Raw genomic sequence first — 25,872 nt, forward strand, 5'->3', positions numbered from 1 at the left:
GACATTGTGCCGCCATTCTATTCCATGCTCGCCCAGCACTTCACGCCGGCACGCTTGAGAGCCTTGCAGGCATTGAGTGCTTCGCCTTGATCTTCGAAGCCGCCGAAACGGGCGCGATAGCCGCCGTCGAAGGCGACGGTATAAGACTTGGCCGAGCGCAATGCCTTGCCGCCCTTGCTCCTAGCCGCGTCGAGGAGGTCGCTAGCGCCGTCCTTGCTGGAGGACACTCCGATTTGAACGACCCAGCCGGCAGGATCACGTTCGGTCTTGCTTGCCTTTGCGACCTTCTCCGTCTTTTCAGCCTTTTCAGCCCGCTGCAGCTTAACGATCTTCGTATCGGCTTTGGAGGTCGAGGCCGTGGTGACGGTATCGATCTCGTCTTCGTCACGGTCATCGGAAGGATCAGTAGCCGCGACATCTTCCGAAACAGAGCGCTGCTGAGCGGGCTTGACCGCAAGCAAAGGATTGGCGGATTTCGGCGCTACGGCCGCAAAAGCTGCAGCGCTGGACGGTTGCCGGACCTCGGCCGCTTCCGCCGTCTCATCGTTCTTGATCTTTCCGTGGCTGACGTCGGCAAAGCGGGCGCTGGCTGCCTGAACGTCCGGCGTTGCGGCCGGCGCGTGGGCGATGACATCGGAAGCAATATGGCGTGTCGACGCCTGCGGCAGATAGGCCGCGATCAGCTTGCGCATCTGATTGTCGCGGGCAGGGGTCGAAGCGCCCCCGAGAACGACGCCGACGATGGAGCGTCCTTCGACCTTCACCGATGTCGCAAGGTTATATCCCGCAGCGCGTGTATAGCCGGTCTTGATGCCGTCCACACCGCGCACGGAGCCAATGAGACGGTTGTGACCGAAGATGACCCTGCTGCCGAGCCGGAAGCTCGTCTCAGAAAAGAAGCCGTAATATTGCGGGAAATGCTCGCGAAGGGCGATGCCGAGGCGCGCCTGATCGCGCGCCGTCGTCATCTGTGCCGTATTCGGCAGGCCGTTCGGATTGCGATAGGTCGTCCGTGTCATGCCGAGCGCGCGCGCCTTGTCGTTCATCATGCGCGCAAAGCCTTCCTCGGAGCCGCCGAGCGTTTCGCCAAGCGCCATGGCGGCATCGTTGGCCGACTTGGTGACAATACCAAGGATCGCCTCGCGAACCGTGACGGAGTGGCCGGTACCGATGCCAAGCTTCGTCGGCGCCTGCATGGCGGCATTCCTGGAGAAGACGACTGGCGTGTCGAGAGTGATGCGTCCGGCCTCAAGCGCTTCGAAGGTCAGGTAAACCGTCATCATCTTGGTCAGCGAGGCGGGATAGTGAAGCGTGTCGGCGTTTTCGCTATAGAGAACGTTGCCCGTATTGGCATCGATGACGATGCCGGCATATTTCGGGCCGGCGGCAGAAGCATCCACGGCAACCACCGTGATCGAAGCCGTCGCGACCGAGAAACCAAAAAACATTTTCGCCAGAATCTTACCGGATTGAGACGACGATACGGGAAGGGTTGATCTGGACACTAAATCACTCTCTGCTTGCATTTACATTCTCGATGATCCGGTCGCCGCCTTCCACGAACGCCCGTTGCGCTCGAGACTAAAGGCTTAGCGTTACCAATCGGTTTATGATGAACGGTTGGTTTCAGGTTTCCGTGCCATTTTAGCGACCTCCGGCTATCGGTGTTGCAGCGCCTGAGACATTCACGAGGTGCGCGCCGATAAAACCTTGGACGGCGGCATCCATGGTTTGCCAGTCCCTAAGCTGATTGCTGGAAAAGCGGTAGAGGACGCTCAAATCCTTGCCGACTTTGACATCCCTCTGACAGTCGCCGCTGGTGGCCGAAGCCGATGAGGCAGGCAGGATGCAGCGCACAACGTAGTCAGGCTCACCCGAGCGCGGCGCGGTCAGAAGAATCTCATTGTTGTAGCCGGCATCGGCGCGCAAGCGATGTGCCGTCAGACCATAGGGGCCGGCATAGGGAGCACCATCCATGATATGAGAATAGATGGGCTCCAGCCTGCCCGACATGTCGCGCGACATCGTGCTTTGGCTGAGCTGCAGGAAAATCAGCGAGGAAGACTGCGAGACATCGTCAAAGCGCAGGCGATCGGCTTCGCTGAACCCCTGCATCTGCGGCCATGTGAGATAGAGATCGACACGCTCGGCCGCACTATCGACGCGTTCGCTCGGAAAGCGGATGGTATTTGCTGCCAGGTGCAGCGTGTCTTCGCCGATCGTCACGGAAACGGGCTTGGTATCCGTCGTATGGCCGCCCAGTGAAATCCGTTCGCCGAGCCAATGGCCGCCGACGGAGATAGCGACGGTGAGGGCGGCCAGAACGCCTATGCCTGATGTGATCCGATAGACGAGACCACTCGATATCAGCGGCCGTTCGTCGATCATTGAGGCGGATAACGGAGGAGAAACCATGCCCTTGCCTTCATTTCCTTCCGCCCTGGACGCCATCGTGATGAAGATCGACGGTGGATCGGCAGAGGCGTCAGACTTTCGATGAGTCTTGTCAAAAAAATGATTGGCGCCATGATGGTTAATGAAGCTTTAAAAATGCGTCGGCAGCCATTCTATTGCCGTTTCGTTCCCGAAACTTCCGCCTGCTCGCTTCGGAATGGATCCGGTAACAACGAAAAGAGCCGTTCCCGGGACAGTGGGAACGGCTCAGAGGCACCGGCCTGGACAGAAATCAGGGGACTAGACCGGGCCTCTGATCTTGATCGCCGGCGCTAGGCCACCGACGATCCTGTATTGCGTGTCTACTTCAAGCTTCCGACTGCGACGGCACGGCCGTCCTGTATCTTGACCCAGCGGGCCGGGTGCTCGACGGACTGACGCTTGAGGAAGGTATATTCGGTCTCGGACCAGAGCTTCACCTTGTCGCGCATGTTGTCGAGGACGAAATCGCCGCGGTCGGTGCGAACCGTGAGAACCGCGTGGCCATCACCGTTCGGCTGCAGGACGACGGTCATAAGGAGGTCGGAGGGCGAAAAGCCCGCATCGATCAATTCCTTGCGCTTCAGCAGCGCGAAATCTTCGCAGTCGCCGGCAGTGGTCGGGATCGCCCACTTCTCCTCGACGCCGTAAAGCTCCATGTCGGTCATCGACTTGATCGTCGTGTTGACCGTGTAGTTGATCTTCAGGATCGTCTTCCAGCTATCCTGAGTCAGGATGATCGGACCGGCATCGCCACCGGCAAAAGCGCACTCGCGCGGATTTTCCTTGCAGAACTCGTAGTGACCGATGGGAGGAGCGGCGTCGCCGGTGATCGTCATGTTGGCAGGTGCGGCCTGAGCGGGGCCGAAGAAGCCGAGAGTGAAGAGTGCCAGCGCGGCGCAGCCGCGAAGTACGAATTGAAAGTTCATGTCCCTGTCCCTGCTTATTTTGTTGGGATCAGAATGACACGCATGCTTTTATCTGGCGCAAAATTGCACAGTCAAATTAATGGCTTAGTTGAATCAAATCTGGATCAAACTTTCATCAAACACGCAGAAAACTTGACTCAATTTTTCGGCGAATTCGATTAAAATTTGAATGTTTCCGGTATGAGTTCCTGGGCGCGAAAACAGAGAGAACTACTGCTTTTAAATGGCTTCCCGCCAATCGGATTCTTAACGGCGAAGCAGCGCTTGCGGCCAAAAATCGTCCCATAGTGAAACAGAGAAGCTGCGCCGGCGCATGGCGGAGCCGGCGAAATCGGCAGATCCGCTCCATCCTGTGCCATTCTGGGAAAAACGGCCGAAAAATATTTTTTGATTTTTATTGCAGGTCGAGCGTGCGCAATGCGTCCGCGGCGCGGACGATGCAAGCGGCCATTTCCGATAGCGCGGGCGAATGGGCTGCGTTGGGAACGACGATCAGCGTCGCGTTCCCGCGGAACTCCCAGATCCGGGACCGCCATGCAGGATGAGGACCGGTATGCCTGCGGGATTGCCGGATTGCATCCAGAATATCCGCTGGCTGTCGCCGACATCCAGCAGGCCCTCGTCGAAAGGAGTTATATCGGGATAAAGCATCTCGCGGCCACGCATCGAAGACAAGGACAAACGTCGCTATTTCCAGACGTTGCGTGACAGACGAATGACGGGTCAAAGAAATTCGCGCAAGGTCTCGCGCGACTGCAGGGAAAGGAACTCGATCGCTACGCCTTCCATGAAATGGCGCACGACGCGACCGCGCATATTGCCGAGGCGCACGGGAGTGCCGAGAGGCGGACGTACTTCGACGTCGACGGCAGCTCCTGAAAGCGAAAGGTCCATGATGCGGCAGCTATATACCGTGCCGTCGTCAAGGGTGAGGTCGCTACGGGTGTTGCGCGGCGTCAGGCGATCGTGGCGACGATCTTCCGGCAGGCCGAGCTCATGCTTGTTGGCAAGCCAGGTGAGCTGTGCCGCAAGCTTTTCGCGCTTCCGTTCGGTCGCGTTGATCGACATGCTGAAACCGCGTCCGTCAACGGCAACGACATGGCCCTCGACGCGGCCAAGATGGTCGATATAGGCGATGACGCGCTCATCGGCACGGGGACGTCCCACGCAGATGACATACATGTCGCCAGGCGACATTTCCGTTACCAGGCACTCGAACTCTTCATAATTTGCCAGCATCAGACGGCCCTGCATGTTGATCGGGACCCGCTGAAAGGTCCTCTGATCGCCGCGAAGGGCATTACCTGCGAATTGATTTGACCGCATCGCTTGCGCCGGTTGGAATGAATGCATGGAAGAGCTTCTTTACCGATTGCGTCCGCTGCAATAACTAGCCGAAACTTCTTAAGGTATTGTTGTCTTTCCTCAAGGTGTAACCTAGAAGTGCCGGCCGGTTTTGTCCCGCAGTGGTTCACTCTCAAGGGCACCCCGACCACCCATCGCAAGATTTAACTTCCTGCGCATCCACTCACCCAAGCGGATGTTTTCCTGAGGCGGCAGAAGATCGGTCGGATCCGGATGGGGCGGTGAATCGAGGAGGCGGACAGGTCGGTCGTAAAGCAGGCGGCTGCAGTCGAACGCAAGGAACTCCAGGCACTCGTTGCCGAGCCACGGGGCCGGAGCTGCGGGCGTCAGACAGCCCAGCAATCTGTCGCAGATATCGCCAGAGCTGCGCAAAGGCATCAGCATCATTTCGAAAGCCACGCTGCGGCCGCTGATGCAATAGCCGGTTGCCCTGATCACGGCGGGAACGACATGCTTCATTACACCGGCGGCGATGCGTACCGGGTCTTCCTGTTGGCTGCCGGCCCAGAGGACTGCAAAATCTTCGCCGCGGATCTCCCGCCCCATGAGATTGCAGACCGTCGTGCCTGCCAGGCGGAAGCGCGGATTGCTGTCGGCGGTATTTTCCAGGATGAACAGCTCCGGGAGAATATGGCTGACCGCCGACGGTTGTATCAAACTGCGCAAGGGCGCATCCGCATTGCCTCGGATCTGCTCCCAGTAAGTAAATATTTCGGCGCTCGTTTTCTGGTACATGGTACGTCGGTGTCCCAATACAGTTCAATTCCGGGGGCGTCCCTTGCCCTCACATCAAGCCCTGCCAGTTTCATGCCAGAACCCGTGCATTAGGGTTAACGAATGGTTTCGATTGCCTTTCGTGGCGGCAAATGAAAGAAATTGCCCATCACTTCACCAAGTGACCTTCGGCACGAACTTATAGGGCGCGGGACCGGCTCCGCAGGCCAATCCCATACAGAATCGCCCGATACGCCGCCCGGCATCCGGGCGGCTTTTTTTTTGAGTTTCGCTGCGCTATGTGTCGATCACATCTAAAGAAAAGCAGAGCAAGACATGGACGATGAACAGCTGCCGCGCCAAGAGCCGGAAGATCCGCGGCCGCAGCGCGTTCCGGCCTTCAATCTGCCACCGGTGATCCTTGTCAGCCTCGCGGTGCTGGTTGCCGTCTTTGCGCTTATGAACGTGCCATCATGGTCGGACGATACGCTGAACTGGATTTACTTCACCTTCAGCTTCATGCCTGCCCGTTACGCATTTCCGCTGTCGCAGCAGGGCCTCGAATGGCTCTGGACGCCCGTCACCTATTCGCTGCTGCATGGCGGCGTCCAGCATATCGTCTTCAACAGCCTTTGGTTGATGGTGTTTGCAGCGCCAGTGGCGCGACGCATCGGGTCCGCACGCTATGTGATCTTCTGGATTCTCTCGTCCGCCGCCTCCGCTTTCATGCATGCGGCGCTCTTCTGGGGCGATCAAACCTTGTTGATCGGCGCGTCCGGGGTCGTCTCGGCGCTGATGGGTGCTGCTTGCCGCTTCGCCTTTCCCGTCACCGACGGACGCCGGGTTTCCATGCGGGAGGCGCATCTCAATCCGCGCCTTGGCATTCTCGGCGCGCTGCGCAGCCGCACGGTCGTTGCCTATATCGTCATGTGGATTGCCGGTAATGCGCTCGTCGCGTTCGGCATCACACTTGCCGGCGACAGCTCACAGCCCGTCGCGTGGGATGCCCATATCGGCGGCTTTCTCTTCGGCTTTCTGCTCTTTGCGCTGTTTGATCGGCATCCGCGCATGGAAGAGCAAGAAGCTGCTCCATTGGACGAATGAAGCTGTTGCTTTCTCGCTGACACAAGTGCACGATCGCTATCCGTCGGTCGCGGAACAGAGGAGATCGACTCGACCGACGGGCAAAGCGCCGCTTTGAGCTCCGGGGGTAATTTCGGAACATATCGGATGCTTCAAGTGTTCACATGCTTTCGAGATGGGAGGATCGAATGTCAGTTTCCGTGAAGGCCATACTTGATGCCAAGGGCCGTGATGTGGTTACCGCCGGAGGTAACACGACGGTCGCAGAGGCCGCCAAGATACTCAATCAGAAACGCATCGGCGCGATTGTCGTCGTCGGCATGAACGGCAAGATTTCCGGCATCTTCACCGAACGGGATATCGTCAATGCCGTTGCCAAGCATGGCTCGGAATCCCTCGATAAGCCGATCGCGTCGCTCATGACCGCGAAGGTGCAGCGCTGCAAGGAAGACACCACGACAGATGAGCTGATGGGGCTGATGACGTCGGGTCGCTTCCGTCACGTCCCCGTCGAAGAAAAAGGCAAACTGACCGGCATCATCTCGATCGGCGACGTCGTCAAATGGCGCATCCGCGAGATCGAGCTCGAGACCGAGCAGATCAAGGCCTATATTGCCGGGTGAGGAACGAGCGGGCGGAGTTCAAGCAATCGATCCAGTGGGTCGATTGCAACGATGACGGCCTGAACTCAAAGCGAAGGACGGGACTGTCCCACTTCCATAGCGCCTCTCGCATCCCGGGCGGAGAGGGGCTCAGTTCGATTGCAGGCTTTTTCGAACCCGCGTCTTAGCGCGCATAGGCTTCCTGCATGCGCCGGATTTCGGTCAATCTTGCCGATGCCTCCTCGTAGCCGCGCTCTATCGCTTCGCCGGCACGATGAAATTCCGAAAGGCCGACATCGCTTAGGCGCGGATGCAGCGCCAGATCGGGCGGATCGCCGGCAAGTCGGGCGCGCGCAATTCTATCCTGTATGATGTTGAAAGCCTGTACCATGACGCCGGTCATGCCGAGTTTCGTGGCGGGCGTGTCGTCGCGACGCTGATGATCGCCGTTGGGAGGACTGACATTGTGCTTGATCACAGCAGATCTTCCGTAGAGGTCGTAGTGCAGATTTACTGCAACTACCAACGGCTGCTCATACGTGCGGCACACGGAAACCGGAACGGGATTGACCAGCGCGCCATCGACCAGCGTTCGTCCGTTGGAGCGCACCGGCTCGAAGATGCCGGGCAAGGCGTAGGAAGCGCGCAGTGCCGTGATCAGGGATCCGTTGGCGATCCACACTTCATGACCGGTGTTGAGTTCCGAAGCGACGGCGACGAACGGGTGGCCAAGATCCTCGATCGACAGACCCTCGAGATGTTCCTGCATGCGCTTGGTCAGCCGCATGCCGCCGAACAGGCCGCTGCCGCCGATGGTCAGATCGAGAAGGCTTGCGATGCGGCGCATGGTCAGCGAGCGGGCGAAGGCCTCCAGTTCGTCTAGCTTGCCGGCAAAATAGCAGCCGCCCACCAGGGCGCCGATCGACGTGCCGGCGATCATGCCGACGGCTATGCCCGCCTCGTCCAGGGCGCGCAACACGCCTATATGCGCCCAGCCGCGCGCCGCGCCGCCGCCAAGCGCCAGCGCGATCTTGACCCTCTTGGGAGGAGCTGGAGCGAGAAGCGGTGTGGATGTATCTTGCGAGGTGCTCAAACCGGTCGAGTTCTGGCCGCCGTTAAGACGATTCAACCCCCAATTCAGCATTTAAAGCCTCCTCCGAGGCCATATGTGCCTCTTGCTAAAATACTGTCCCTTTTTCGTTTCCAAATCGTATACTGGTTGCAGCTTGTTGGCGTGTTTCGCCGTCAGGTCTACTGTTTGTAGACTTCTTCCGGATCAAAATGCAGGTGTTCGTCGACCACGCTCAACACCGGCTTTCCGTCTTCCAGCTGAACGGTGCGATAGAAGCAGGAACGGCGCCCAGTGTGACACGTTGCGTCGTGTCCCGCGACCTCTACTTTGAGCCAGATTGCATCCTGATCGCAATCGGTACGGATCTCCTTCACCGCCTGCAGGTTTCCGGAGGTTTCGCCCTTCTTCCAGAGTTTTCCCCGAGAGCGGCTGAAATAATGCGCCGTGCCGGTCTTGATCGTCAAAGCCAGGGCTTCCGCATTCATGTGCGCGACCATCAGGAGTTCGCCGTCATGCGCATCGGTCACAATCGCGGTGATCAGGCCGCGATCGTCGAAGCGCGGCGTGAAATCGCCGGCGTCTTCAAGCTCGGATTTGTTCTCCGAAGGCGCATTGAAAATCAGATTCATCTCAGGCTCTTTCGTTGAACCCCGGTCAGCGACCCCGGACCAAAGACATGAAACGGGCCTGTTCGGCAGCATCGGCCTTGAAGGCACCCGTGAAGGTCATCGTCAGCGTCGAGGAGCCCTGCTTCTGCACGCCGCGCATGGCCATGCACATATGCTCTGCCTCGATCATAACGGCCACGCCGCGCGGGCGCAGCGTATCGTCGATCGCGTTCGCAATCTGCGCCGTCATGGCTTCCTGCGTCTGCAGGCGGCGGCCGAAGATATCGACGACGCGGGCGATCTTGGAGAGGCCGAGTACGCGGCCGTTCGGCAGATAGCCGACATGAGCCTTGCCGATGATCGGCACCATGTGGTGTTCGCAATGAGAGAAAAACGGAATGTCGCGCACGAGGACGATGTCATCATAGCCGGACACCTCTTCGAAGGTGCGGCCAAGGACATCCTCGGGGTTCAAATCGTAACCGCCGAAAAGCTCGCGATAGGCCTTGGCGACGCGCGCCGGCGTATCGAGCAGGCCCTCGCGCTGCGGATCGTCGCCGGCCCAGCGAAGCAGAACGCGGACGGCGTCCTCAGCTTCCTTCTGCGACGGACGATCGGAATCAACGACTTGCGGAAAGTTCTTTACAATGGCGTCCATTACCTGTGGATCTCCTGACCCGCTACGCGGATATCATTCTGTCGGACTCGCCACTGGCATTCCCCGAGGCACGGAGATTTTGCACCTTTGGCGGGCTCCGGGGCGTTCTGGCTGGCGGACAAGCCTGCCGTCCTGCACGGTTTCCCATCAAACTTACACGAGACCATTGCATTTCTATGGTCTTCGAACGACATACATATAGTATGGCATTGTCCCTGTGAAAGTGTCCTAAACGGACACGCTGTGTTTTTTGTTACGAAACACTGACGGGTGCATCGGAGCAAAATCTGAGATGGACGACATCTACAACAGCAAAATTCTGGAGTTTGCCGGCAATATCGGCCGTATCGGCAGTCTTCCTGACGCCGATGCCAGTGCCCAGGCCCATTCCAGACTGTGCGGTTCTCGCGTAAAAATCTGGCTAAAAATGGACGGCGATGTCGTGACCGATTTTGCCCATGACGTCAAGGCCTGCGCGCTTGGTCAGGCCTCATCGTCGATTATGGCCCGCCATGTCGTCGGCGCTTCGGCGGATGAAGTGCGCAAGGCGCGCGAAGACATGCTCGCCATGCTCAAGGCGGACGGCGAGGGGCCGGATGGCCGCTTCGAGGACATGCGCTATCTGAAGCCCGTCCGGGACTACAAGGCGCGCCACGCGTCGACCATGCTCACATTCGATGCCGTCGTGGATGCGATCGGGCAGATCGAGGCGGCGCGTCAAGGCGGAAATGCCAAAACGGCTGAAGCCGTCTGAGTGGGCGTTGATCATGTGCCAATTCTGTCTCATGCAGGATGACAATGAAGATGAGGGCGGTGCTGCTCCCTCCAAGCGAGTGTGGCGCGATACATCACCGGCTGGAGACAAGGCAGTAAAATCGCGCAACTATTCCGGTCCTTTCCGTAAGACGCCGGATCGGCTTTTCGGCATGGGCCTCATTCGGCTCTATCAACTCACGCTTTCCGGCTTTGTCGGCAATTCCTGCCGCCATATCCCGACCTGCTCGGAATACGGCTATGAGGCTGTTGCCCGCCACGGGCTTTGGGCCGGAGGCTGGATGACGCTGTTTCGCGTCGCACGCTGCGGGCCTGGCGGCACGAGCGGGCTCGATCCGGTGCCTGGCGAGCTGGAACAGCACTATCATTGGTGGACGCCCTGGCGCTACTTCCGCCTCGGACAGAAGGCAGCCTGATCCGCATGACTGTCTACGTGGCGCTGCTTTACAGCATCGTGCTCGGTGCCGGGCGCAGGGTCGTTATGGCCGATCTCAAGGCAATGGCGGAGAGTTTGGGCTTTCGGAACGTGCGGACGCTTGTCGCCACCGGCAATCTGGTTTTCGAAGCGGATGCTCAGCCGATCGCATTGATCGAGGCGCAGCTCGAAGCCGGATTTGCGACAGTTTTCGGCAGGCACGTCGATATCATCGCACGCGATGCGGAGACATGGCTGAGACTTGCCGATGGCAATCCCTTTCTCGACGGTATCGGCAGCGAAGTCATCATTCGCGTCATGCGGCAGCCGCTTGAACCTGAAGTCCTCGATACACTTGCGAAGTATCGGCAGAACGGCGAACGCATGGCCGTTGTCGACGGCGATCTCTGGGTCGATTTCGGCCTAAAGGCCAGTGAGACGAAATTGCTGCCTGCACTGACGACAAAGCGGCTCGGCATCGGAACGATGCGGAATTGGAACACGGTACGCAGTTTGGCCGAGATGATCGGCCGCTAGCGCCGCTTTTCCTTTACTAAATAGCCAAATACGGCTATCAGGCGCCCGGACATAAGTAAGCATTTACTTAGTCCGCATTTACGAAACCACCCGCATTCGTTGGCGGGACTGGACAAGGAGAATATAGATGTCCCAATCCGTTTCCCTGGCATTTCCCGACGGCTCCGTGCGCAGCTTTGCTGCCGGCACGACCGGTCGCGATGTCGCCGAATCCATTTCCAAGTCGCTTGCCAAGAAGGCTGTCGCCATTGCCATCGATGGTACCGTGCGCGATCTTTCCGATCCGGTGGCCGACGGCAAGATCGAGATCATTACCCGCACGGACGACCGTGCACTGGAGCTGATCCGCCACGACACGGCACACGTTCTAGCCGAAGCCGTGCAGGAACTTTGGCCCGGAACGCAGGTGACGATCGGCCCGGTCATCGAAAACGGATTCTACTACGACTTCGCCAAGAACGAGCCGTTCACGCCTGATGATCTGCCTGTGATCGAGAAGCGGATGCGCGAGATCATTCAGCGCAACAAGCCGTTCACTAGGGAAATCTGGTCGCGCGAGAAGGCGAAGGAAGTCTTTGCCGCCAAGGGCGAGAGCTACAAGGTGGAACTGGTCGATGCTATCCCCGAAGGTCAGGATCTGAAGATCTATTACCAGGGCGACTGGTTCGACCTTTGCCGCGGTCCGCACATGGCTTCAACCGGCCAGATCGGCAATGCCTTCAAGCTGATGAAGGTTGCCGGCGCCTATTGGCGTGGCGACAGCAACAATCCGATGCTGACGCGCATCTACGGCACGGCATTTGCCGAGCAGGCGGATCTCGACAACTATCTGCATATTCTTGCCGAAGCCGAGAAGCGTGATCATCGCCGTCTCGGCCGCGAAATGGACCTGTTCCATTTCCAGGAAGAAGGTCCAGGCGTCGTCTTCTGGCATGGCAAGGGCTGGCGCATGTTCCAGACGCTGGTGTCCTATATGCGCCGGCGGCTGCAGGGCGATTATCAGGAAGTCAACGCACCGCAGGTGCTCGACAAGTCGCTTTGGGAGACTTCGGGTCACTGGGGCTGGTATCGCGACAATATGTTCAAGGTCACCGTCGCGGGCGACGATACCGATGACGATCGCGTCTTCGCGCTAAAGCCAATGAACTGCCCCGGTCATATCCAGATCTTCAAGCATGGCTTGAAGTCCTACCGCGAACTGCCGATCCGCCTTGCGGAATTCGGTAACGTGCATCGTTACGAGCCCTCGGGCGCGCTGCATGGATTGATGCGCGTGCGCGGCTTCACGCAGGACGACGCCCATATCTTCTGCACCGATGAGCAGATGGCCGCCGAGTGCCTGAAGATCAACGATCTCATCCTGTCGGTCTATGAGGACTTCGGCTTCAAGGAGATCGTCGTCAAGCTCTCGACCCGCCCCGACAAGCGTGTCGGCTCGGATGAACTCTGGGATCGCGCCGAAAGCGTGATGATGGACGTGCTGAAGACCATCGAGGCCCAGTCCGAAGGACGCATCAAGACCGGCATTCTGCCGGGCGAGGGCGCGTTCTACGGGCCGAAGTTCGAATATACGCTCAAGGATGCCATCGGCCGTGAATGGCAGTGCGGCACGACGCAGGTCGACTTCAATCTGCCGGAGCGCTTCGGTGCGTTCTACATCGACCAGCACTCCGAAAAGACGCAGCCGGTGATGATCCACCGCGCCATCTGCGGCTCGATGGAACGCTTCCTTGGCATCCTGATCGAGAACTTCGCCGGGCACATGCCGCTGTGGGTCTCGCCACTGCAGGTGGTCGTGGCGACGATTACGTCCGAGGCTGATGCCTATGGCGAAGAAGTAGCCGAAGCGCTGCGCGATGCCGGCCTCGACGTCGAGACCGACTTCCGCAACGAGAAGATCAACTACAAGATCCGCGAGCATTCGGTAACGAAGGTTCCGGTGATCATTGTGTGCGGCAAGAAGGAAGCCGAAGAGCGTTCGGTCAACATCCGCCGCCTCGGCAGCCAGTCGCAGACCTCCATGTCGCTCGACGAGGCGATCGCATCGCTTTCGCTCGAGGCGACCGCGCCCGATATTCTGCGCAAGCAGGACGCACGTCGCTCCAAGGCCGCCTGAATGTGAAATTATCTCTGACGGCACCTTCAGGGTGTCGTCAGAGAACTGACATAGAACTTTCATATACTTGATAAATCAAAGCGTTGCTGCGGCCGTCAGATGCGGCGCAGCGAAACGATAGGAGCGGGGCAGCCCGTCGCGCATTTGGATTTCAAAGAACTATCCTACGCCAATGAACGGGATCCGCGCATCAAACGCTGGTTCATCCGCTCCATCGAAGGCCTGTCCGGCCGCGACCGTTATGCCAGGCTCTATGACATCTGGCGCAGCGATATTATCGGCAAGAGCGATCGCGTCTTCGGCAAGATGCTCGACCTCATCGATGTACGCCTGCTTGCCAAGGGCGAATGGCCCTTACGGCAAGTTCCCGACGCGCCGATCGTCATCGTCGCCAATCACCCCTATGGCATTGGTGACGGGATCGCGGTGCTCGCGCTTGCCGAACAGCTCGGCCGCCCTTTCAAGGTGCTGATCAACAACGAGTTGTTGAAGGTGCCGGAGATGAACGACTATTCGCTGCCCGTTTCCTTCGAGGAAACCAAGGAAGCTATGGCGATCAACATGAAGACGCGCCATGAGGCCGTTCGCCTGCTCAAGGAAGGCACGACCATCATCGTCTTTCCTGCTGGCGGCGTGGCAACCGCCAAGAAGGGTTTCGGCCGGGCCGAAGACCTTCCATGGAAGATATTTCCGGCCAAGCTCATCCAGGCGGCGCGCGCGAGCGTCATTCCGATCTATTTCGAGGGGCAGAACGGCCGCTTGTTCCATCTGGCGAGCCGCATCTCGATGACGCTGCGGATATCGCTGCTGATCCGCGAGTTCCGACGCCTCTCAGGGAGCACGATCACGGCACATATCGGCGCACTAATGAGCTGGGAATCGCTGAGCGAAGGTAACGACCGCAAAGACTTGCTCTCGAAACTCTATGGTGCCGTCTTTTCGATGGCGCCGCCGCGGAAAATGCTGCGCCGAAGGGCAGGGTGACGGACCGGAACCGTCAATCCATGCTGTCGCCTTCGCCGCCGCTGGCGGGCGCCAGCTGCTCGTAGGTCGGAAGCGGCTGCTGATTGGTTGTCGCCGGCGGCGTCTGCGGATTTTGCGTTTGCCGCATCTGCGGCATCTGGAGCGGAATCTGCTGGGCCGGTTGCCGGTTATCGACATCCAACGGCTGCTGCTGTTTCATCAGTACTTCCACATCGGTATTCATGCCCGCCGCCACAGTGAAATCGCGCTGATAGATCTTGTCCTTGTTGCGGGCGACGGCGGTATAGCGGCCTTCTGCAAGTACCATGGTCGGAAAGGCGCTGACACTTTCCCCGACGATATCGCCGGCGGAGGTCAGGATCGACCACGCAGTATCGGCGATCGCCTCGCTGCCGGCGTCGGATACCAGCTTGAACGTGATTTTTGCCGCCCTGTGCTGGATAGTCGCTTCCGTCACCTTGCCGGCTTCCACCTGGATATCGGCTCGGATGACGGCGTTGACCTCGCCATATTCGGAAACAACATGGTAGGTGCCGGCGCTAAGGCCGACCAGCGTGTTTGGCTTGACATCTTCCATGACAAGACCGCGTTCGCCGTCTTCCTTGGTTTCGCTCGAATAGATCGAAAAGCTCAACTCATCGGGCGGGATTCGGACATCGGGCCCGGATACGGCATTCAAAACCATACCGCCGGCATCAAGCACCATCGTCTGCTTCTGAGGATCGGCCGTTGCCGACACGCTCAGCTTCTTCGTCACGCCGGCGCGGCCGAAGGAGACGTTGACGAAATAATCGCCGGGCAGGAGATGGAAGGAGGCGGAGCCGCCCTTCGAGCTTGCCACCAGCGGCAGTTTGCCGTCGGCACCGGCAATCGGGCTGAACACATACCAGGACAGGCCCTGTTGCTGGGGCCCGCTTTGGGGGGACAGTTTGGCTTCGAGCGAAACGTCACGCAAGTTGCGAGAGGCGGAGTTTTCGCCGTCGGGTGCCACGAAGGCATTGAGCTTCGGCATCTTCACGCTGCCGTCGAGCTGCTTGAACTCCTTGAACGCTTCCTGCGCCGAGGCCGTCGTACCGAGGCAGCCGAGAACAGCGAAAACCACGCTCAACCGGCGAGCGGATGAAATGCCAGACATGGGTTCCGAACCGATTGACTTCCGATAAGACACAAGCCACTTCAAAACCAATGCCGTGACAAATTCAAGACCAACGTCTCCCAATCCATAAAATGAAAGCAATCACTCAATGAAAACCGATATCAAGCTCATCGATTATCTCGCGGTACGCCGATCCATTCCCGCATTTCAGATGGCGGAGCCGGGACCGGAAAGGGCAGAGATCGAGGAGATTATCCGATTGGCCTCGCGCGTGCCCGATCACGGCAAGCTCGCCCCCTGGCGTTTCATCGTCTACCGCGGGGAGGAGCGTGCGCGCCTCGGCGAGGAATTGCTGAAGCTCGCATTGGAGGCGAAGCCGGATCTTTCGGAAGAGATGATCCAGGTGGAGCGCACTCGTTTCACGCGCGCGCCGGTCGTAATCGCCGTGGTCAGCAAGGCGGCGCCACACTTCAAGATTCCCGAATGGGAGCAATTGATGTCGGCAGGCGCGCTTTGCCTCAACCTCCTGATCGCTGCGAACGCCCATGGCTGGGTATCCAATTGGCTGACCGAATGGTTTGCCTATGACGAGCGTGCTTATCCGTTGCTCGGCGTTGCGCCGGGCGAGAAGGTTGCCGGCTTCATCCATATCGGCTCTTCGAGCTTTCCGCCCGTCGAGCGCCCGCGTCCGGAGCTGGCCGAAACGGTGACCTGGGTCGGTGGCGGGGACGCATAATGTTCTATTCGACGGATACCAATGCTCATGGCCTGGCGCACGATCCGTTCAAGGCGATCGTCGCGCCGAGGCCGATTGGCTGGATCGGCAGCAAGGGCAGAGACGCTTCGCTGAACCTGTCTCCCTATTCCTTCTTCAATGCGATCAGCGACCGGCCGAAGCTGGTGATGTTTTCGTCTGCGGGCCGCAAAGACAGCGTGCGCAATGTCGAGGAGACCGGCGTATTCACCACCAACCTCGTGAGCCGCAATCTCGTTGACAAGATGAACCATTCATCGATTGCTGCACCGTACGGCGTCAACGAATTCGATCTGGCCGGATTGACGGCAGCGCCGGCCAAGCTGATCGATGCGCCTTATGTCGGCGAGGCCTTTGCAGTACTCGAGTGCCGTGTGACCGATATTCTCCAGCCCAAGGGTCTCGATGGCCAGGCTTCCGAGAATATCATGGTCATCGGCCAGGTCGTCGGCATCCATATCGATGAGACGATCATTCGCGAGGGAAGGCTCGATATGGCGCTTGCAAGGCCGGTCGCGCGCATGGGCTATATGGACTACAGTGAAGGCAGCGACGTCTTCGAAATGATGCGGCCCAAAGCCCCCTGACAATCATCTTTGTTTTTCAGGGGTTAACGAACACGGTAAACGACCCGTAAACCTTTGCCCGATAACGTTGGCAGCATGAGTTCGCGGGGCGGGAATCGCCCCGCCGATATCGGGGCGTTACGTGATCATAGAAGCATTCCTCCGCTGGGCCGAGACCGCAAAGGCAGAGAACCGAGCCAGGGCGGCCAATGCGCTTGGCCGGGCCTATCTGCAGTCGGATATGCCGAAGGAGGAGCGCGTGGCCGCCGAGATGGCGATGACCTACCTGCTCGACGATCCGTCGCCCCGCGTGCGGCTTTCTCTAGCTGAAGCGGTTGCTCGTTCGCCAGGGGCCCCGCGCAATGTGATTCTGTCCCTTGCCGAGGACCAGCCGGAAATTGCGGGACAGATCATCCTGCTTTCACCTGTCTTCAACGATGCCGATCTCGTCGACCTTGTATTGCATGGCAGCGAGGTGACGCGGATTTTGATTGCGTCGCGCGGGCAGGTTCCGCGCGTGGTTTGTGCAGCGCTCGCCGAGATCGGTGGGGAAACCGAGATATCGTGCCTTCTCGAAAATGATGGGGCATTGCTTTCGCAGGCCTCATTGAAGCGCATCACCGAGCGCCTTGGCGATTGTGCCGACATACGCGGCCTTCTCCTGTCCCGCGATGCCTTGTCTTCCGACACTCGGCAGCTATTGATGCACCGGGTCAGCGAAGCGTTGTCGGGATCGGACCTCATCCAGAACGTGATCGGCGCGGGCAGGCTTAAGCAGGTGACGCGCGAGGCCACGGAATCTGCGACCGTCGCCATCGCCGGTTCGGCGCCGCACGAGCAGCTGCCGGAGCTGGTGGAACATTTACGGCAGTGCGGCTCGCTGACCCCCGCCTTCCTGATGCAGGCGCTATGCTCCGGCAAGGTCGATTTCTTTGCCTGCGCAGTCACCAATCTTTCCGGCTGCGACGAACGGCGCGTGCGCTCCATCATCTCCAGGGGCCGCATCTATGCCATTCGTGCCCTTTATGAGAGCGCCGGTCTGACGAGAGACATCAGCACCGTGTTCGTGGACGCCACGCTGGTCTGGCGCGATGCGTCACGCGCCAACAGCGAAGCCATGCTGGAGAATGTCTGCTCCCGTTTGATGCGCAAATTCCGCCTGAAAGAGCCGCCTGCCGCTGCCGCCCAGCTGCTTGACATGGTGGAGAAGCTCGCAAACACTGAACGGAGGCACGCGGCGCGGAATTTTGCGGCACTGGCGACCCTTGCTGCCGCGTGATATCCAGCGATAGACCCATGTCCGAGGTGCATCTTGTCGCTGCGTATCGCCGTTGAATCTCCCCGCCAGGATGGCGTCATCCGTCTTCTCGAAATGTCGGACGCCTATGCGGAATCGCTTTATCCGCCGCAAAGTAATCACATGCTCGATCTGGCTTCGCTGGAGAAGCCGGGGGTAACCTTTTGGGTTGCCAGGATCGAGGGCGATATCATCGGATGTTGCGCTCTGGTCGAAGCGGGCGATGGCACTGCCGAGATCAAGCGCATGTTCGTCGATCCCGCCGCCAGAGGGCGCAGCGTCGCGCGCAAGCTGATGGAAACGATCGAAGCGGCGGCATTCGAAAAGCGGCTTGCAGCGATCCGGCTGGAAACGGGCATATACCAGCCCGAAGCAATCGGCCTCTACAAACGGTTCGGCTACGTCGAAATCCCCGCCTTCGGCAGCTATTTGCCGGATCCGCTCAGCCTGTTCATGGAAAAACGACTGACGCAGGCATAGGCGGAAGATTATTGCTTGGCGTTATCCTGGAGCTGTAGCTGCAGCTCCGGTTCCTGCGCAGGCTGCTCTTCGGTCAGCTCGGCTTCGCGAATCCATTCGCGCCAGATAGCGACGATGATTGCCATCAGTACCGGTCCGATAAAGAGGCCGAGGAATCCCATGGTTTTCACGCCGCCGACCAAACCAAAGAAGGTCGGCAGGAACGGTAGCTTGATGGGGCCGCCTACGAGTTTGGGACGAAGTGTCTTGTCGACAATGAACAGTTCGATCGTGCCCCAGAGGAAGAGCGCGATACCGGCCCAAAGCGAGCCGCTGGCGATGAGATAGATCGAGACCAGCGACATGGACAGCGGAGCGCCACCTGGCACCAGAGCCATGACACCCGTGAGGACACCAAGCGTAATGGCAGACGGAGCGCCTGCGATCCAATAGGCGACGCCGAGCACGATACCTTCGCCGATGGCGATCAGTGTCATACCCATGACCGTCGAGCTGATCGTCGCCGGCACTACGCGGGAAATCCGCTCCCAGCGGTTCGGAAGGATGCGCTCGCCGAGCAGGTCGACCTGACGAACGAATGTTGAGCCGTCGCGATAAATGAAGAACAGGGCGATCAGCATGAACAGCAGGGTCAGCACGACGTGGAACGCATTGCCGCCGGCGGCAAGCACCGCCCTGTAGATATTGCCGATATGAGCGCCGCTCACGATCTGGGCCAACTCGCCAAGAGAGCCGGGGCTACCGACATACTGCACCCACTGTTCGCCAAGCCATGAGCCGACGACGGGCAAAGCCAAAATCCACGGCGGCGGCGCCGCGCCATCTCGATTGACATGCACGGCCCAGGCGAACCAATCGCGCACTTCGCCGGCCATATAAAGCGCCGAAAGGACGATTGGCAGGACGAGGAAAGTGACGATGAACGCAATGGCTATGCTGGCTGCAAGCGTCGTGTTTCCGCCGGTACGGCGGACGAGATCGCTAAAAAGCGGCCAGGTGGCGAAGCCGATCACCGCGGCGGCCAGAACCGGAACGAGGAAGCCGTAGAAGAAATAGATGCCGGCAACGGCTATCAGAATAAGGAGCCAGCGGGCGGCGGAGATAGATGGAATAAGCGGCATGCGCGCATGCGCGCTCGGCCCGAGCCAACGATGCTCCTTCAGTTTTTGACGTTCAAAAACACCCACCAGACTTATTTCGCCCCACATTACTAGATCACCCGGTTATGGGGTATGATCCAGGCTCTTTCAAGGGCATCGCCCCGAAAGCTTCTCTATTCCGCCGCTATGACAGTAACACGACTGCTTTACGAATAAGAACAAGGTCTCAAGCAGGTCGACGGATTACCTTGAATGCGAAGAATTGAGTCTTTTGCGTCGGATTGAAATTGTTGTCGGCGACCAGGATCAATACGTCCGTACCGTCTTTTGCCTTGCCGAAAGTAATGCCTTCGATGTTGTCTGGTTCGAGACCGAGAGCCCGCAGGTCCATGACCTGCGTCTTGCGCACCGGCACGATCCGCTGATCCGTCTTGGCCAGGGAAAGGATGTTGGAGACATCGGTGGCACCATCGAGGTCGAACATGTTGATGACGACCGAAGTGCCGACACCCTGCGCATAGCCGCGTTCGAGCGACAGCAGACGTCGATCGTCAAGTGCCATGATTTCCGACAGGCCGAAATCGTTCCAGCCGGTTGCCGTGGACGGCGCCTGCGGGATGGGCGAGATCGGGTAGACATATTGCGCCTTTTGCTCGCCGGTCGCCACGTCATAGCGGATGAGGCGGGCAAGCGCACCACCGGTCAGCGTCGTAATGGGTCCATCCTGATAGAGCGCGGATTCCGTGCCGACGATCAGATCGCCGCCGGGGAGAAAGGCCAGGCCCTCGAAAGCGAGATTGTCGCGAATACCGGTGCTCTTATCTGCGGTGGGAGCAAATCCCGCCGGCAACGAGAGCTCGCGCATGAAACCACCGTCGCGACTGGCGATCCGCACGAACGGCGGCAACAGTGCCTTGCCGTCGCCTTCGCTGGTCCAATAGATGCCATCCTTGCCCAGACGGATGGATTCGCCATCGACTTTCTTGATCGCAAAAGGCTGACCGTCCTTATCCTTCAGCGTGACATGGTCGAGAACCGTCACGCCCTTCAAGCCACTGGCGCTGACGTCGATATCGAGATTGTAGAAGCGGGCCGGCGCTTTTTCGGAGCGATCGTCGCTGATGGAAACATAGCGGCCAGTGGACGGATCAAATTCGATGCCCGAGAGGCCGCCGACCTCCACTCCATTCTCCGTGAAACCCGTGGGAATATCGTAGCTGCCCAGATAGGAAAGGCTGATACCCGCTTTGCAATCGCCGAAGGGGCAGGGAACGTCGATGGTCGTCCCGATATCCATCGCATGGGCGGCATGGCCAAAAAGGAGAACGGCGGCAGTCGTCAGAAATGGTTTCAACATGGCGAAATCGTCAACCCAGATAGTGAAATGGCGGCATTGAAAGCAATGCCGCCATCTACACATCCATTCATGACGTCTTCGTAACGGATATCGGACAATCCGGTAAAATATCGCGAATCCCGTCGGTCGCAGCAATCGACGGTTGGTCTGCCGTCAGATATCCAGATCGTCGGCGAAGGCGGCCCGTTCCTGAATGAAACGGAAGCGAGCCTCTGCCTTGGTGCCCATCAGGTTGTCGACGGCATCGCGCGTGCCCTCGAAATCCACCTCGTCGATCTCGACCCGCAGCAGGGTGCGCTTAGCCGGATCCATCGTCGTTTCCTTGAGCTGGGCGGGCAGCATTTCGCCGAGACCTTTGAAGCGGCTGATCTCGACCTTGCCTTTGCCCTTGAACTCCGTCTGCATCAGCTCCTGCCGGTGGGCGTCATCGCGGGCATAGATGGATTTCGAGCCCTGGGTGATCTTGTAGAGCGGTGGCACGGCCAGGAACAGATGACCCTGGCGGATCAGCTCCGGCATCTCCTGATAGAAGAAGGTGATAAGGAGCGAGGCGATGTGGGCGCCGTCGACGTCGGCATCGGTCATGACGACGATGCGCTGATAGCGAAGATCTTCTTCCCGATATTTCGAGCGCGTGCCGCAGCCGAGCGCCTGAACGAGGTCGGTAATCTGCTGGTTGGCGGAAAGCTTTTCGCGGCCCGCGCTGGCGACGTTGAGGATCTTGCCGCGCAGCGGCAGGATTGCCTGGTTGGTGCGGTTTCGCGCCTGCTTGGCCGAGCCACCTGCCGAATCGCCCTCCACGAGGAAGAGTTCGGCGCCTGCGGCGGCGCTCTGCGAGCAATCCGCGAGCTTACCCGGCAGTCGCAGTTTGCGCACGGCGGTCTTGCGGTTGACTTCCTTTTCCTTGCGGCGCCGCATGCGCTCATCTGAGCGCTCGATCACCCATTCCAGCAGTTTTTCGGCTTCGGCCGGATTGTCGGTAAGATAGTGATCAAAGGGATCACGCAGCGCGTTTTCGACGATGCGCTGCGCTTCGACCGTCGCAAGCTTGTCCTTGGTTTGGCCAACGAATTCAGGCTCGCGTATGAAGATCGACAACATGCCGACGCCCGAAATCATCACGTCGTCGGTGGTGATATTGGCCGCACGCTTGTTCTGGGTGAGGTCTGCGTAGTTCTTCAGGCCCTTGGTGAGAGCAATGCGGAAACCGGCCTCATGCGTGCCGCCCTCCGGCGTCGGAATCGTGTTGCAATAGGAGTGGACCTGCGGGTCGCCGCCATACCAGGTGATCGCCCATTCGAGTGAGCCGTGGCCGCTTTCCTTTTCCGACTTGCCGGCAAAGATTTCGCGGGTGACGGTGAACTCGTTGCCCATCGTCGCCTTGAGGTAATCCCTCAGGCCGCCGGGGAAATGGAAAACAGCCTTTTCAGGAACATCGGCACCCTGGGGTGCCAGCTCCGGATCGCAGCTCCAGCGGATCTCGACGCCGCCGAACAGATAGGCCTTGGAACGGGCCATGCGGAAGACGCGGGCCGGCTCGAAGCGAGCATGGTCGCCGAAGATCTGCGGATCTGGATGGAAGCGGACACGCGTGCCACGGCGGTTATGGACGTCGCCCAGTTCTTCGATGCCACCGACCGGCAGACCACGCGAGAAACGCTGGCGATAGAGCTTGCGGTTGCGGGCGACCTCGACTTCCAGATCATCCGACAGAGCGTTGACGACGGACACGCCGACGCCGTGCAGACCGCCCGACGTCTCGTAGGCCTTACCGTCGAATTTACCGCCGGCATGCAGCTTGGTCATGATGACTTCGAGCGTGGACTTGCCAGGCACCTGCGGATGGTTTTCCACAGGAATGCCACGGCCGTTATCCGTGACGGTCAGATAGCCCTGCCGGTCAAGATAGACCTCGATGAAATTGGCATGGCCGGCCACAGCTTCGTCCATGGCGTTGTCGATGACTTCGGCGAAAAGGTGATGCAGCGCCTTTTCGTCGGTGCCGCCGATATACATGCCGGGACGCATGCGCACCGGCTCGAGCCCTTCCAGAACGCGGATCGAGCTTGCGCCATATTCCTCCGCAGAAGATGTCGCCGGTGCGGCGCGCTGTGCCGGTGCAGGCTTTTCAACCTTCACATCAGGCTTTTCCGCTGCCTCCGGTTTCGGCGGGCGAGGTAGTCCGGAGAAGAGATCGTTGCTGTTATCCATAGAATTTCAAGCTGCTCAGATTTGTTCTGGTGGGGCCAGACCCCTTTATTATCGCATTTGTCGCCGGTATTCGCGAATCACCGTGATTCTGCCAGAAACAACACACAAGAGCGATGGCGCCCCACGACGGCGCGAATTTATAAAGAGATTTGCGTTGCCGGGTGAAGAATGGCAAGCCCGATGGCCGATCGGAGGAAGTGTCCGCATGCGAATGTCCACAGCTCATTTGCCCATCCTGTCCGCAATCTCGGGCATTTTGCTTCTGGCGACCGCCCAAGGCGCGTCTGCCGAGATGCTGAAGCCCTTCAAGGACGAGCTGTTTTCCAATCAGACCGTCATCGAGAGTCACGACAACGGTGCGTTCCAGACGATCGATTACCAGGAAATGCGGGATATCAACGGCCGCGACCAGATTCCGGAAAAGCGCGTCAAGCCTGCCTATGTCGATACGGGCGTGCGCTGGAAGTCGCAGGAAGATGAAACCCTGCAGCTCGGCGACCGCAAAGTGGATGTCACCCGCATAGGTCCGGCATCGAAGCAGGCCTTCACCGTCATCTTCATTCACGGTCGTGGCGGCGACCGCCGCCTCGGCTCCAACGACTATACGTTCGGCGGCAATTTCAACCGGCTGAAGAACCTGGCTTACAAAAACGGCGGCACCTATTACGCGCCGAGCGTAAGAGGTTTCGATAGCAATGGAGTCGCCGATGTCGCCGCGCTGATCCGCTATTCCTACGAGCAGTCGGGCGGCAAGCCCGTGATTCTCACCTGCGCCTCCATGGGCAGCTTCGTCTGCTGGGGCATCACCCGCGATGCCGAAAGCGTCAAGCGCCTGAAGGGCATGGCGATCCTGAGCGGCGTTACCGATCCGGATTTCACGAAGAGTGCCTTCTACGGGGCAAAGCTGCCGCTCTGGTTCACGCATGGCAGCAAAGACCCAGTCTATGCAGCGGCGGGCCAACAGGCCTTGTTCGAGAAACTCTACAAGGCGCACTATCCGACGCGCTTCACGCTTTTCGAAACCGGAAATCATGGAACGCCGGTCCGCATGACCGATTGGCGCAAGGTGCTCAACTGGATCGTCGATCCGCAAGCATCCTAAAATGCTCCGGCATCGGATTATTTTCCGGATAAGCATTTTTTCAAACGATTTTAACCGGTTCTGGCCCCATTCGATAACTTTCCTTTCCTCCTCCTTTTTGTTAGTCCGACTGATGGAATAAGGGGGAGACACTCGGAATGACGAAGACCGTACGGCCACTCCTGGCCGGAAACTGGAAGATGAACGGCACGCGTGCGAGCCTGGACCAGATCAAGGCGATCGCGGATGGCGTCAAAGCGCCGCTGTCGGAAAAAATCGATACGCTGCTCTGCCCCCCTGCCACATTGCTCTACGTCGCGACTGCGCTTTGCGACGACAGCCCGCTGGCCATCGGCGCGCAAGATTGCCATCAGCAGGTCAGCGGCGCCCATACCGGCGATATATCAGCGGAGATGATCGCCGACTGCTTCGGCACCCACGTCATCGTCGGCCATTCCGAGCGCCGCAGGAATCACGCGGAAAGCGACATGCTGGTGCGTGCCAAGGCACAGGCTGCGCATGATGCGGGGCTTATCGCCATCATCTGCATCGGCGAGACTGCCTATGAGCGCAACAGCGGCCAAACGCTCGACGTGCTGAAGCGGGAGCTGATCGGCTCCATTCCGGACGGCTCGACGGCGCAGACCACGGTGGTTGCTTACGAACCGGTCTGGGCGATCGGCACCGGCGTGGTCCCGACCCAGGAAAACGTCGAGGAGGCGCATGCCTTCATCCGTGCCGAGCTCATCCAGCGTTTCGGCAAGGAAGGCGCAAACATGCGAATCCTCTATGGCGGATCGGTCAGCGGCGCAAATGCGCGCGACCTTCTGGAGGTTCCTCACGTCAACGGCGTGCTTGTCGGAGGCCAGAGCTTGAAAGCCGCGGACTTCCTTGCCATTTATGCCGCATTCGAACGGCAGTTCGCCTGAAGCAACAACTTGCCCGGAGTTCCGGTCTTAAAAGGACTTGGAATAGGCGAGAGCCTCATGTAAAGAGCCGCGAGCTTTTATTTTTGATGCCCGCCAACGGGCAGGACTGGACCTATGCAAACCGTACTGCTTGTCATCTATCTCATGGTTGTCGTCGCCCTTATCGGTGTGGTGCTGATTCAGCGCTCCGAAGGTGGCGGCCTCGGCATCGGCGGCGGCTCGGGCTTCATGTCTGCGCGCGGTACGGCCAATGCGCTGACGCGCACCACGGCCATTCTGGCCGCGCTGTTCTTCGTACTCGCGCTCGGCATGAACGTGCTGTCGCGCTTCGAAGCTCGCCCGACCGATATTCTCAACCGTATCCCGAGCACCTCCGGCCAGGGTAACGGCATCCTTGATTCGCTCGGTGGCCAGAAGGGTTCCGCTCCGGCAACGACCCCGCCGAAGCCGGCCGACAATAGCGGCGTTCCGAACAGCGGTGCCGTCGCTCCGCAGTCGCAGGCGACGCCTCCCGCAGCAACGGCAACCCAGCCTGCCGCCACGGCACCTGCCCAGCAGGCTCCGGCCGCAACCGGTCAGCAGACCGCTCCTGCGGCGACTACGCCCGCGCCCGCCCAAAGCGGCGGCGACGTTCCGACCGGCAAGTAAGCCTGGTCGTAAAGATCATCCCCGGCAGGTCCTCGGATCTGCCGGTTTTGTTTTGTCTATATT

The 25,872-nt window shown here is 59.3% G+C and carries 26 protein-coding genes and 1 pseudogene; 14 read left to right on the forward strand and 13 right to left on the reverse strand.

Annotated features, from left to right (window positions below; genetic code table 11):
• Positions 1-17: 17 nt before the first annotated feature.
• From QD409_RS24585 to QD409_RS24610, 6 genes and pseudogenes are all read right to left on the reverse strand, one after another.
• A complete protein-coding gene (locus QD409_RS24585; protein ID WP_430763927.1) occupies positions 18-1,526 on the reverse strand; it encodes a D-alanyl-D-alanine carboxypeptidase in 1,509 nt (502 codons plus the stop codon).
• A gap of 118 nt (positions 1,527-1,644) precedes the next feature.
• Complete coding sequence (locus QD409_RS24590; RefSeq protein WP_430763928.1) at positions 1,645-2,415, reverse strand: hypothetical protein; 771 nt, start codon at positions 2,413-2,415, stop codon at positions 1,645-1,647.
• 341 nt (positions 2,416-2,756) lie between these two features.
• Complete coding sequence (locus QD409_RS24595) at positions 2,757-3,362, reverse strand: transglutaminase-like cysteine peptidase (protein ID WP_430763929.1); 606 nt, start codon at positions 3,360-3,362, stop codon at positions 2,757-2,759.
• A 495-nt stretch (positions 3,363-3,857) separates the two neighbouring features.
• Positions 3,858-4,013 (reverse strand): annotated as a pseudogene (locus QD409_RS24600) (prolyl aminopeptidase); the annotation flags it as partial.
• Positions 4,014-4,085: 72 nt separating this feature from the next.
• Entirely contained in the window at positions 4,086-4,715 is a 630-nt protein-coding gene (locus QD409_RS24605) for a PilZ domain-containing protein (RefSeq protein ID WP_430763930.1), read from the reverse strand.
• Positions 4,716-4,799: 84 nt separating this feature from the next.
• Complete coding sequence (locus tag QD409_RS24610) at positions 4,800-5,462, reverse strand: PAS domain-containing protein (RefSeq protein WP_430763931.1); 663 nt, start codon at positions 5,460-5,462, stop codon at positions 4,800-4,802.
• A 315-nt stretch (positions 5,463-5,777) separates the two neighbouring features.
• Here QD409_RS24610 and QD409_RS24615 point away from each other — a divergent pair, with 315 nt between their 5' ends.
• Positions 5,778-6,545 carry a rhomboid family intramembrane serine protease gene (locus QD409_RS24615; protein ID WP_430763932.1) on the forward strand — a complete coding sequence of 256 codons (768 nt, stop codon included), beginning with the start codon at positions 5,778-5,780 and terminating at the stop codon, positions 6,543-6,545.
• A 167-nt stretch (positions 6,546-6,712) separates the two neighbouring features.
• Positions 6,713-7,147 carry a CBS domain-containing protein gene (locus QD409_RS24620; protein ID WP_004123286.1) on the forward strand — a complete coding sequence of 145 codons (435 nt, stop codon included), beginning with the start codon at positions 6,713-6,715 and terminating at the stop codon, positions 7,145-7,147.
• Positions 7,148-7,310: 163 nt separating this feature from the next.
• Here the strand turns inward: QD409_RS24620 and QD409_RS24625 are convergent, their stop codons facing one another.
• From QD409_RS24625 to folE, 3 genes are all read right to left on the reverse strand, one after another.
• Positions 7,311-8,270: a patatin-like phospholipase family protein gene (locus QD409_RS24625; protein ID WP_092853922.1), complete on the reverse strand. Its 960-nt coding sequence runs from the start codon at positions 8,268-8,270 to the stop codon at positions 7,311-7,313.
• 107 nt (positions 8,271-8,377) lie between these two features.
• Positions 8,378-8,827: a phosphoribosyl-AMP cyclohydrolase gene (gene hisI, locus QD409_RS24630; protein WP_092853920.1), complete on the reverse strand. Its 450-nt coding sequence runs from the start codon at positions 8,825-8,827 to the stop codon at positions 8,378-8,380.
• Positions 8,828-8,852: 25 nt separating this feature from the next.
• Complete coding sequence (folE, locus tag QD409_RS24635; protein ID WP_092853919.1) at positions 8,853-9,464, reverse strand: GTP cyclohydrolase I FolE; 612 nt, start codon at positions 9,462-9,464, stop codon at positions 8,853-8,855.
• Positions 9,465-9,756: 292 nt separating this feature from the next.
• Between folE and QD409_RS24640 the strand changes: the two genes are divergently transcribed.
• The 5 genes from QD409_RS24640 (at position 9,757) to QD409_RS24660 (ending at position 14,290) form a co-directional block, all read left to right on the forward strand.
• Positions 9,757-10,218, forward strand: coding sequence for an iron-sulfur cluster assembly scaffold protein (locus QD409_RS24640; protein WP_430763933.1), 462 nt, complete (start codon positions 9,757-9,759; stop codon positions 10,216-10,218).
• A gap of 13 nt (positions 10,219-10,231) precedes the next feature.
• The gene (yidD, locus tag QD409_RS24645; protein ID WP_430763934.1) at positions 10,232-10,654 is read left to right on the forward strand and encodes a membrane protein insertion efficiency factor YidD; all 423 of its coding nucleotides are present in this window, start codon (positions 10,232-10,234) and stop codon (positions 10,652-10,654) included.
• Positions 10,655-10,659: 5 nt separating this feature from the next.
• Positions 10,660-11,190, forward strand: coding sequence for a DUF1697 domain-containing protein (locus tag QD409_RS24650; protein WP_430763935.1), 531 nt, complete (start codon positions 10,660-10,662; stop codon positions 11,188-11,190).
• A 127-nt stretch (positions 11,191-11,317) separates the two neighbouring features.
• Complete coding sequence (thrS, locus tag QD409_RS24655; RefSeq protein WP_092853912.1) at positions 11,318-13,306, forward strand: threonine--tRNA ligase; 1,989 nt, start codon at positions 11,318-11,320, stop codon at positions 13,304-13,306.
• Positions 13,307-13,450: 144 nt separating this feature from the next.
• Positions 13,451-14,290 carry a lysophospholipid acyltransferase family protein gene (locus QD409_RS24660; protein WP_430763936.1) on the forward strand — a complete coding sequence of 280 codons (840 nt, stop codon included), beginning with the start codon at positions 13,451-13,453 and terminating at the stop codon, positions 14,288-14,290.
• A 13-nt stretch (positions 14,291-14,303) separates the two neighbouring features.
• Here QD409_RS24660 and QD409_RS24665 read toward each other — a convergent pair whose 3' ends face one another.
• Positions 14,304-15,425 (reverse strand): hypothetical protein, encoded by a 1,122-nt coding sequence (locus QD409_RS24665; protein WP_092853910.1) that lies wholly within the window; start codon positions 15,423-15,425, stop codon positions 14,304-14,306.
• Between the two features lie 109 nt (positions 15,426-15,534).
• Between QD409_RS24665 and QD409_RS24670 the strand changes: the two genes are divergently transcribed.
• The 4 genes from QD409_RS24670 to QD409_RS24685 all read left to right on the forward strand — a co-directional run bounded on the left by QD409_RS24670 (position 15,535) and on the right by QD409_RS24685 (position 18,483).
• A complete protein-coding gene (locus QD409_RS24670) occupies positions 15,535-16,122 on the forward strand; it encodes a nitroreductase family protein (protein ID WP_092853908.1) in 588 nt (195 codons plus the stop codon).
• A complete protein-coding gene (locus QD409_RS24675; protein ID WP_430763937.1) occupies positions 16,122-16,727 on the forward strand; it encodes a flavin reductase family protein in 606 nt (201 codons plus the stop codon). The genes QD409_RS24670 and QD409_RS24675 overlap by 1 nt, the downstream gene beginning before the upstream one ends.
• Positions 16,728-16,833: 106 nt before the next feature.
• Entirely contained in the window at positions 16,834-17,985 is a 1,152-nt protein-coding gene (locus tag QD409_RS24680; RefSeq protein ID WP_430763956.1) for a DUF2336 domain-containing protein, read from the forward strand.
• Positions 17,986-18,018: 33 nt separating this feature from the next.
• The gene (locus QD409_RS24685) at positions 18,019-18,483 is read left to right on the forward strand and encodes a GNAT family N-acetyltransferase (RefSeq protein WP_430763938.1); all 465 of its coding nucleotides are present in this window, start codon (positions 18,019-18,021) and stop codon (positions 18,481-18,483) included.
• A gap of 8 nt (positions 18,484-18,491) precedes the next feature.
• Here the strand turns inward: QD409_RS24685 and QD409_RS24690 are convergent, their stop codons facing one another.
• The 3 genes from QD409_RS24690 to parE form a co-directional block, all read right to left on the reverse strand.
• Entirely contained in the window at positions 18,492-19,670 is a 1,179-nt protein-coding gene (locus tag QD409_RS24690; protein WP_208858701.1) for an AI-2E family transporter, read from the reverse strand.
• A gap of 139 nt (positions 19,671-19,809) precedes the next feature.
• Complete coding sequence (locus QD409_RS24695) at positions 19,810-20,940, reverse strand: esterase-like activity of phytase family protein (protein ID WP_430763939.1); 1,131 nt, start codon at positions 20,938-20,940, stop codon at positions 19,810-19,812.
• 153 nt (positions 20,941-21,093) lie between these two features.
• Positions 21,094-23,151: a DNA topoisomerase IV subunit B gene (parE, locus tag QD409_RS24700; protein ID WP_092853896.1), complete on the reverse strand. Its 2,058-nt coding sequence runs from the start codon at positions 23,149-23,151 to the stop codon at positions 21,094-21,096.
• A gap of 205 nt (positions 23,152-23,356) precedes the next feature.
• Here parE and QD409_RS24705 point away from each other — a divergent pair, with 205 nt between their 5' ends.
• The 3 genes from QD409_RS24705 to secG all read left to right on the forward strand — a co-directional run bounded on the left by QD409_RS24705 (position 23,357) and on the right by secG (position 25,809).
• Positions 23,357-24,253, forward strand: a complete 897-nt coding sequence (locus QD409_RS24705) for an alpha/beta fold hydrolase (protein ID WP_092853894.1) — start codon at positions 23,357-23,359, stop codon at positions 24,251-24,253.
• Between the two features lie 137 nt (positions 24,254-24,390).
• Entirely contained in the window at positions 24,391-25,161 is a 771-nt protein-coding gene (gene tpiA, locus QD409_RS24710; protein ID WP_092853892.1) for a triose-phosphate isomerase, read from the forward strand.
• A 114-nt stretch (positions 25,162-25,275) separates the two neighbouring features.
• Positions 25,276-25,809, forward strand: coding sequence for a preprotein translocase subunit SecG (gene secG, locus QD409_RS24715; RefSeq protein ID WP_092853890.1), 534 nt, complete (start codon positions 25,276-25,278; stop codon positions 25,807-25,809).
• Positions 25,810-25,872: the final 63 nt, after the last annotated feature.

Source organism: Rhizobium sp. BR 315, from assembly GCF_050577975.1.
Lineage (GTDB): Bacteria > Pseudomonadota > Alphaproteobacteria > Rhizobiales > Rhizobiaceae > Rhizobium > Rhizobium miluonense.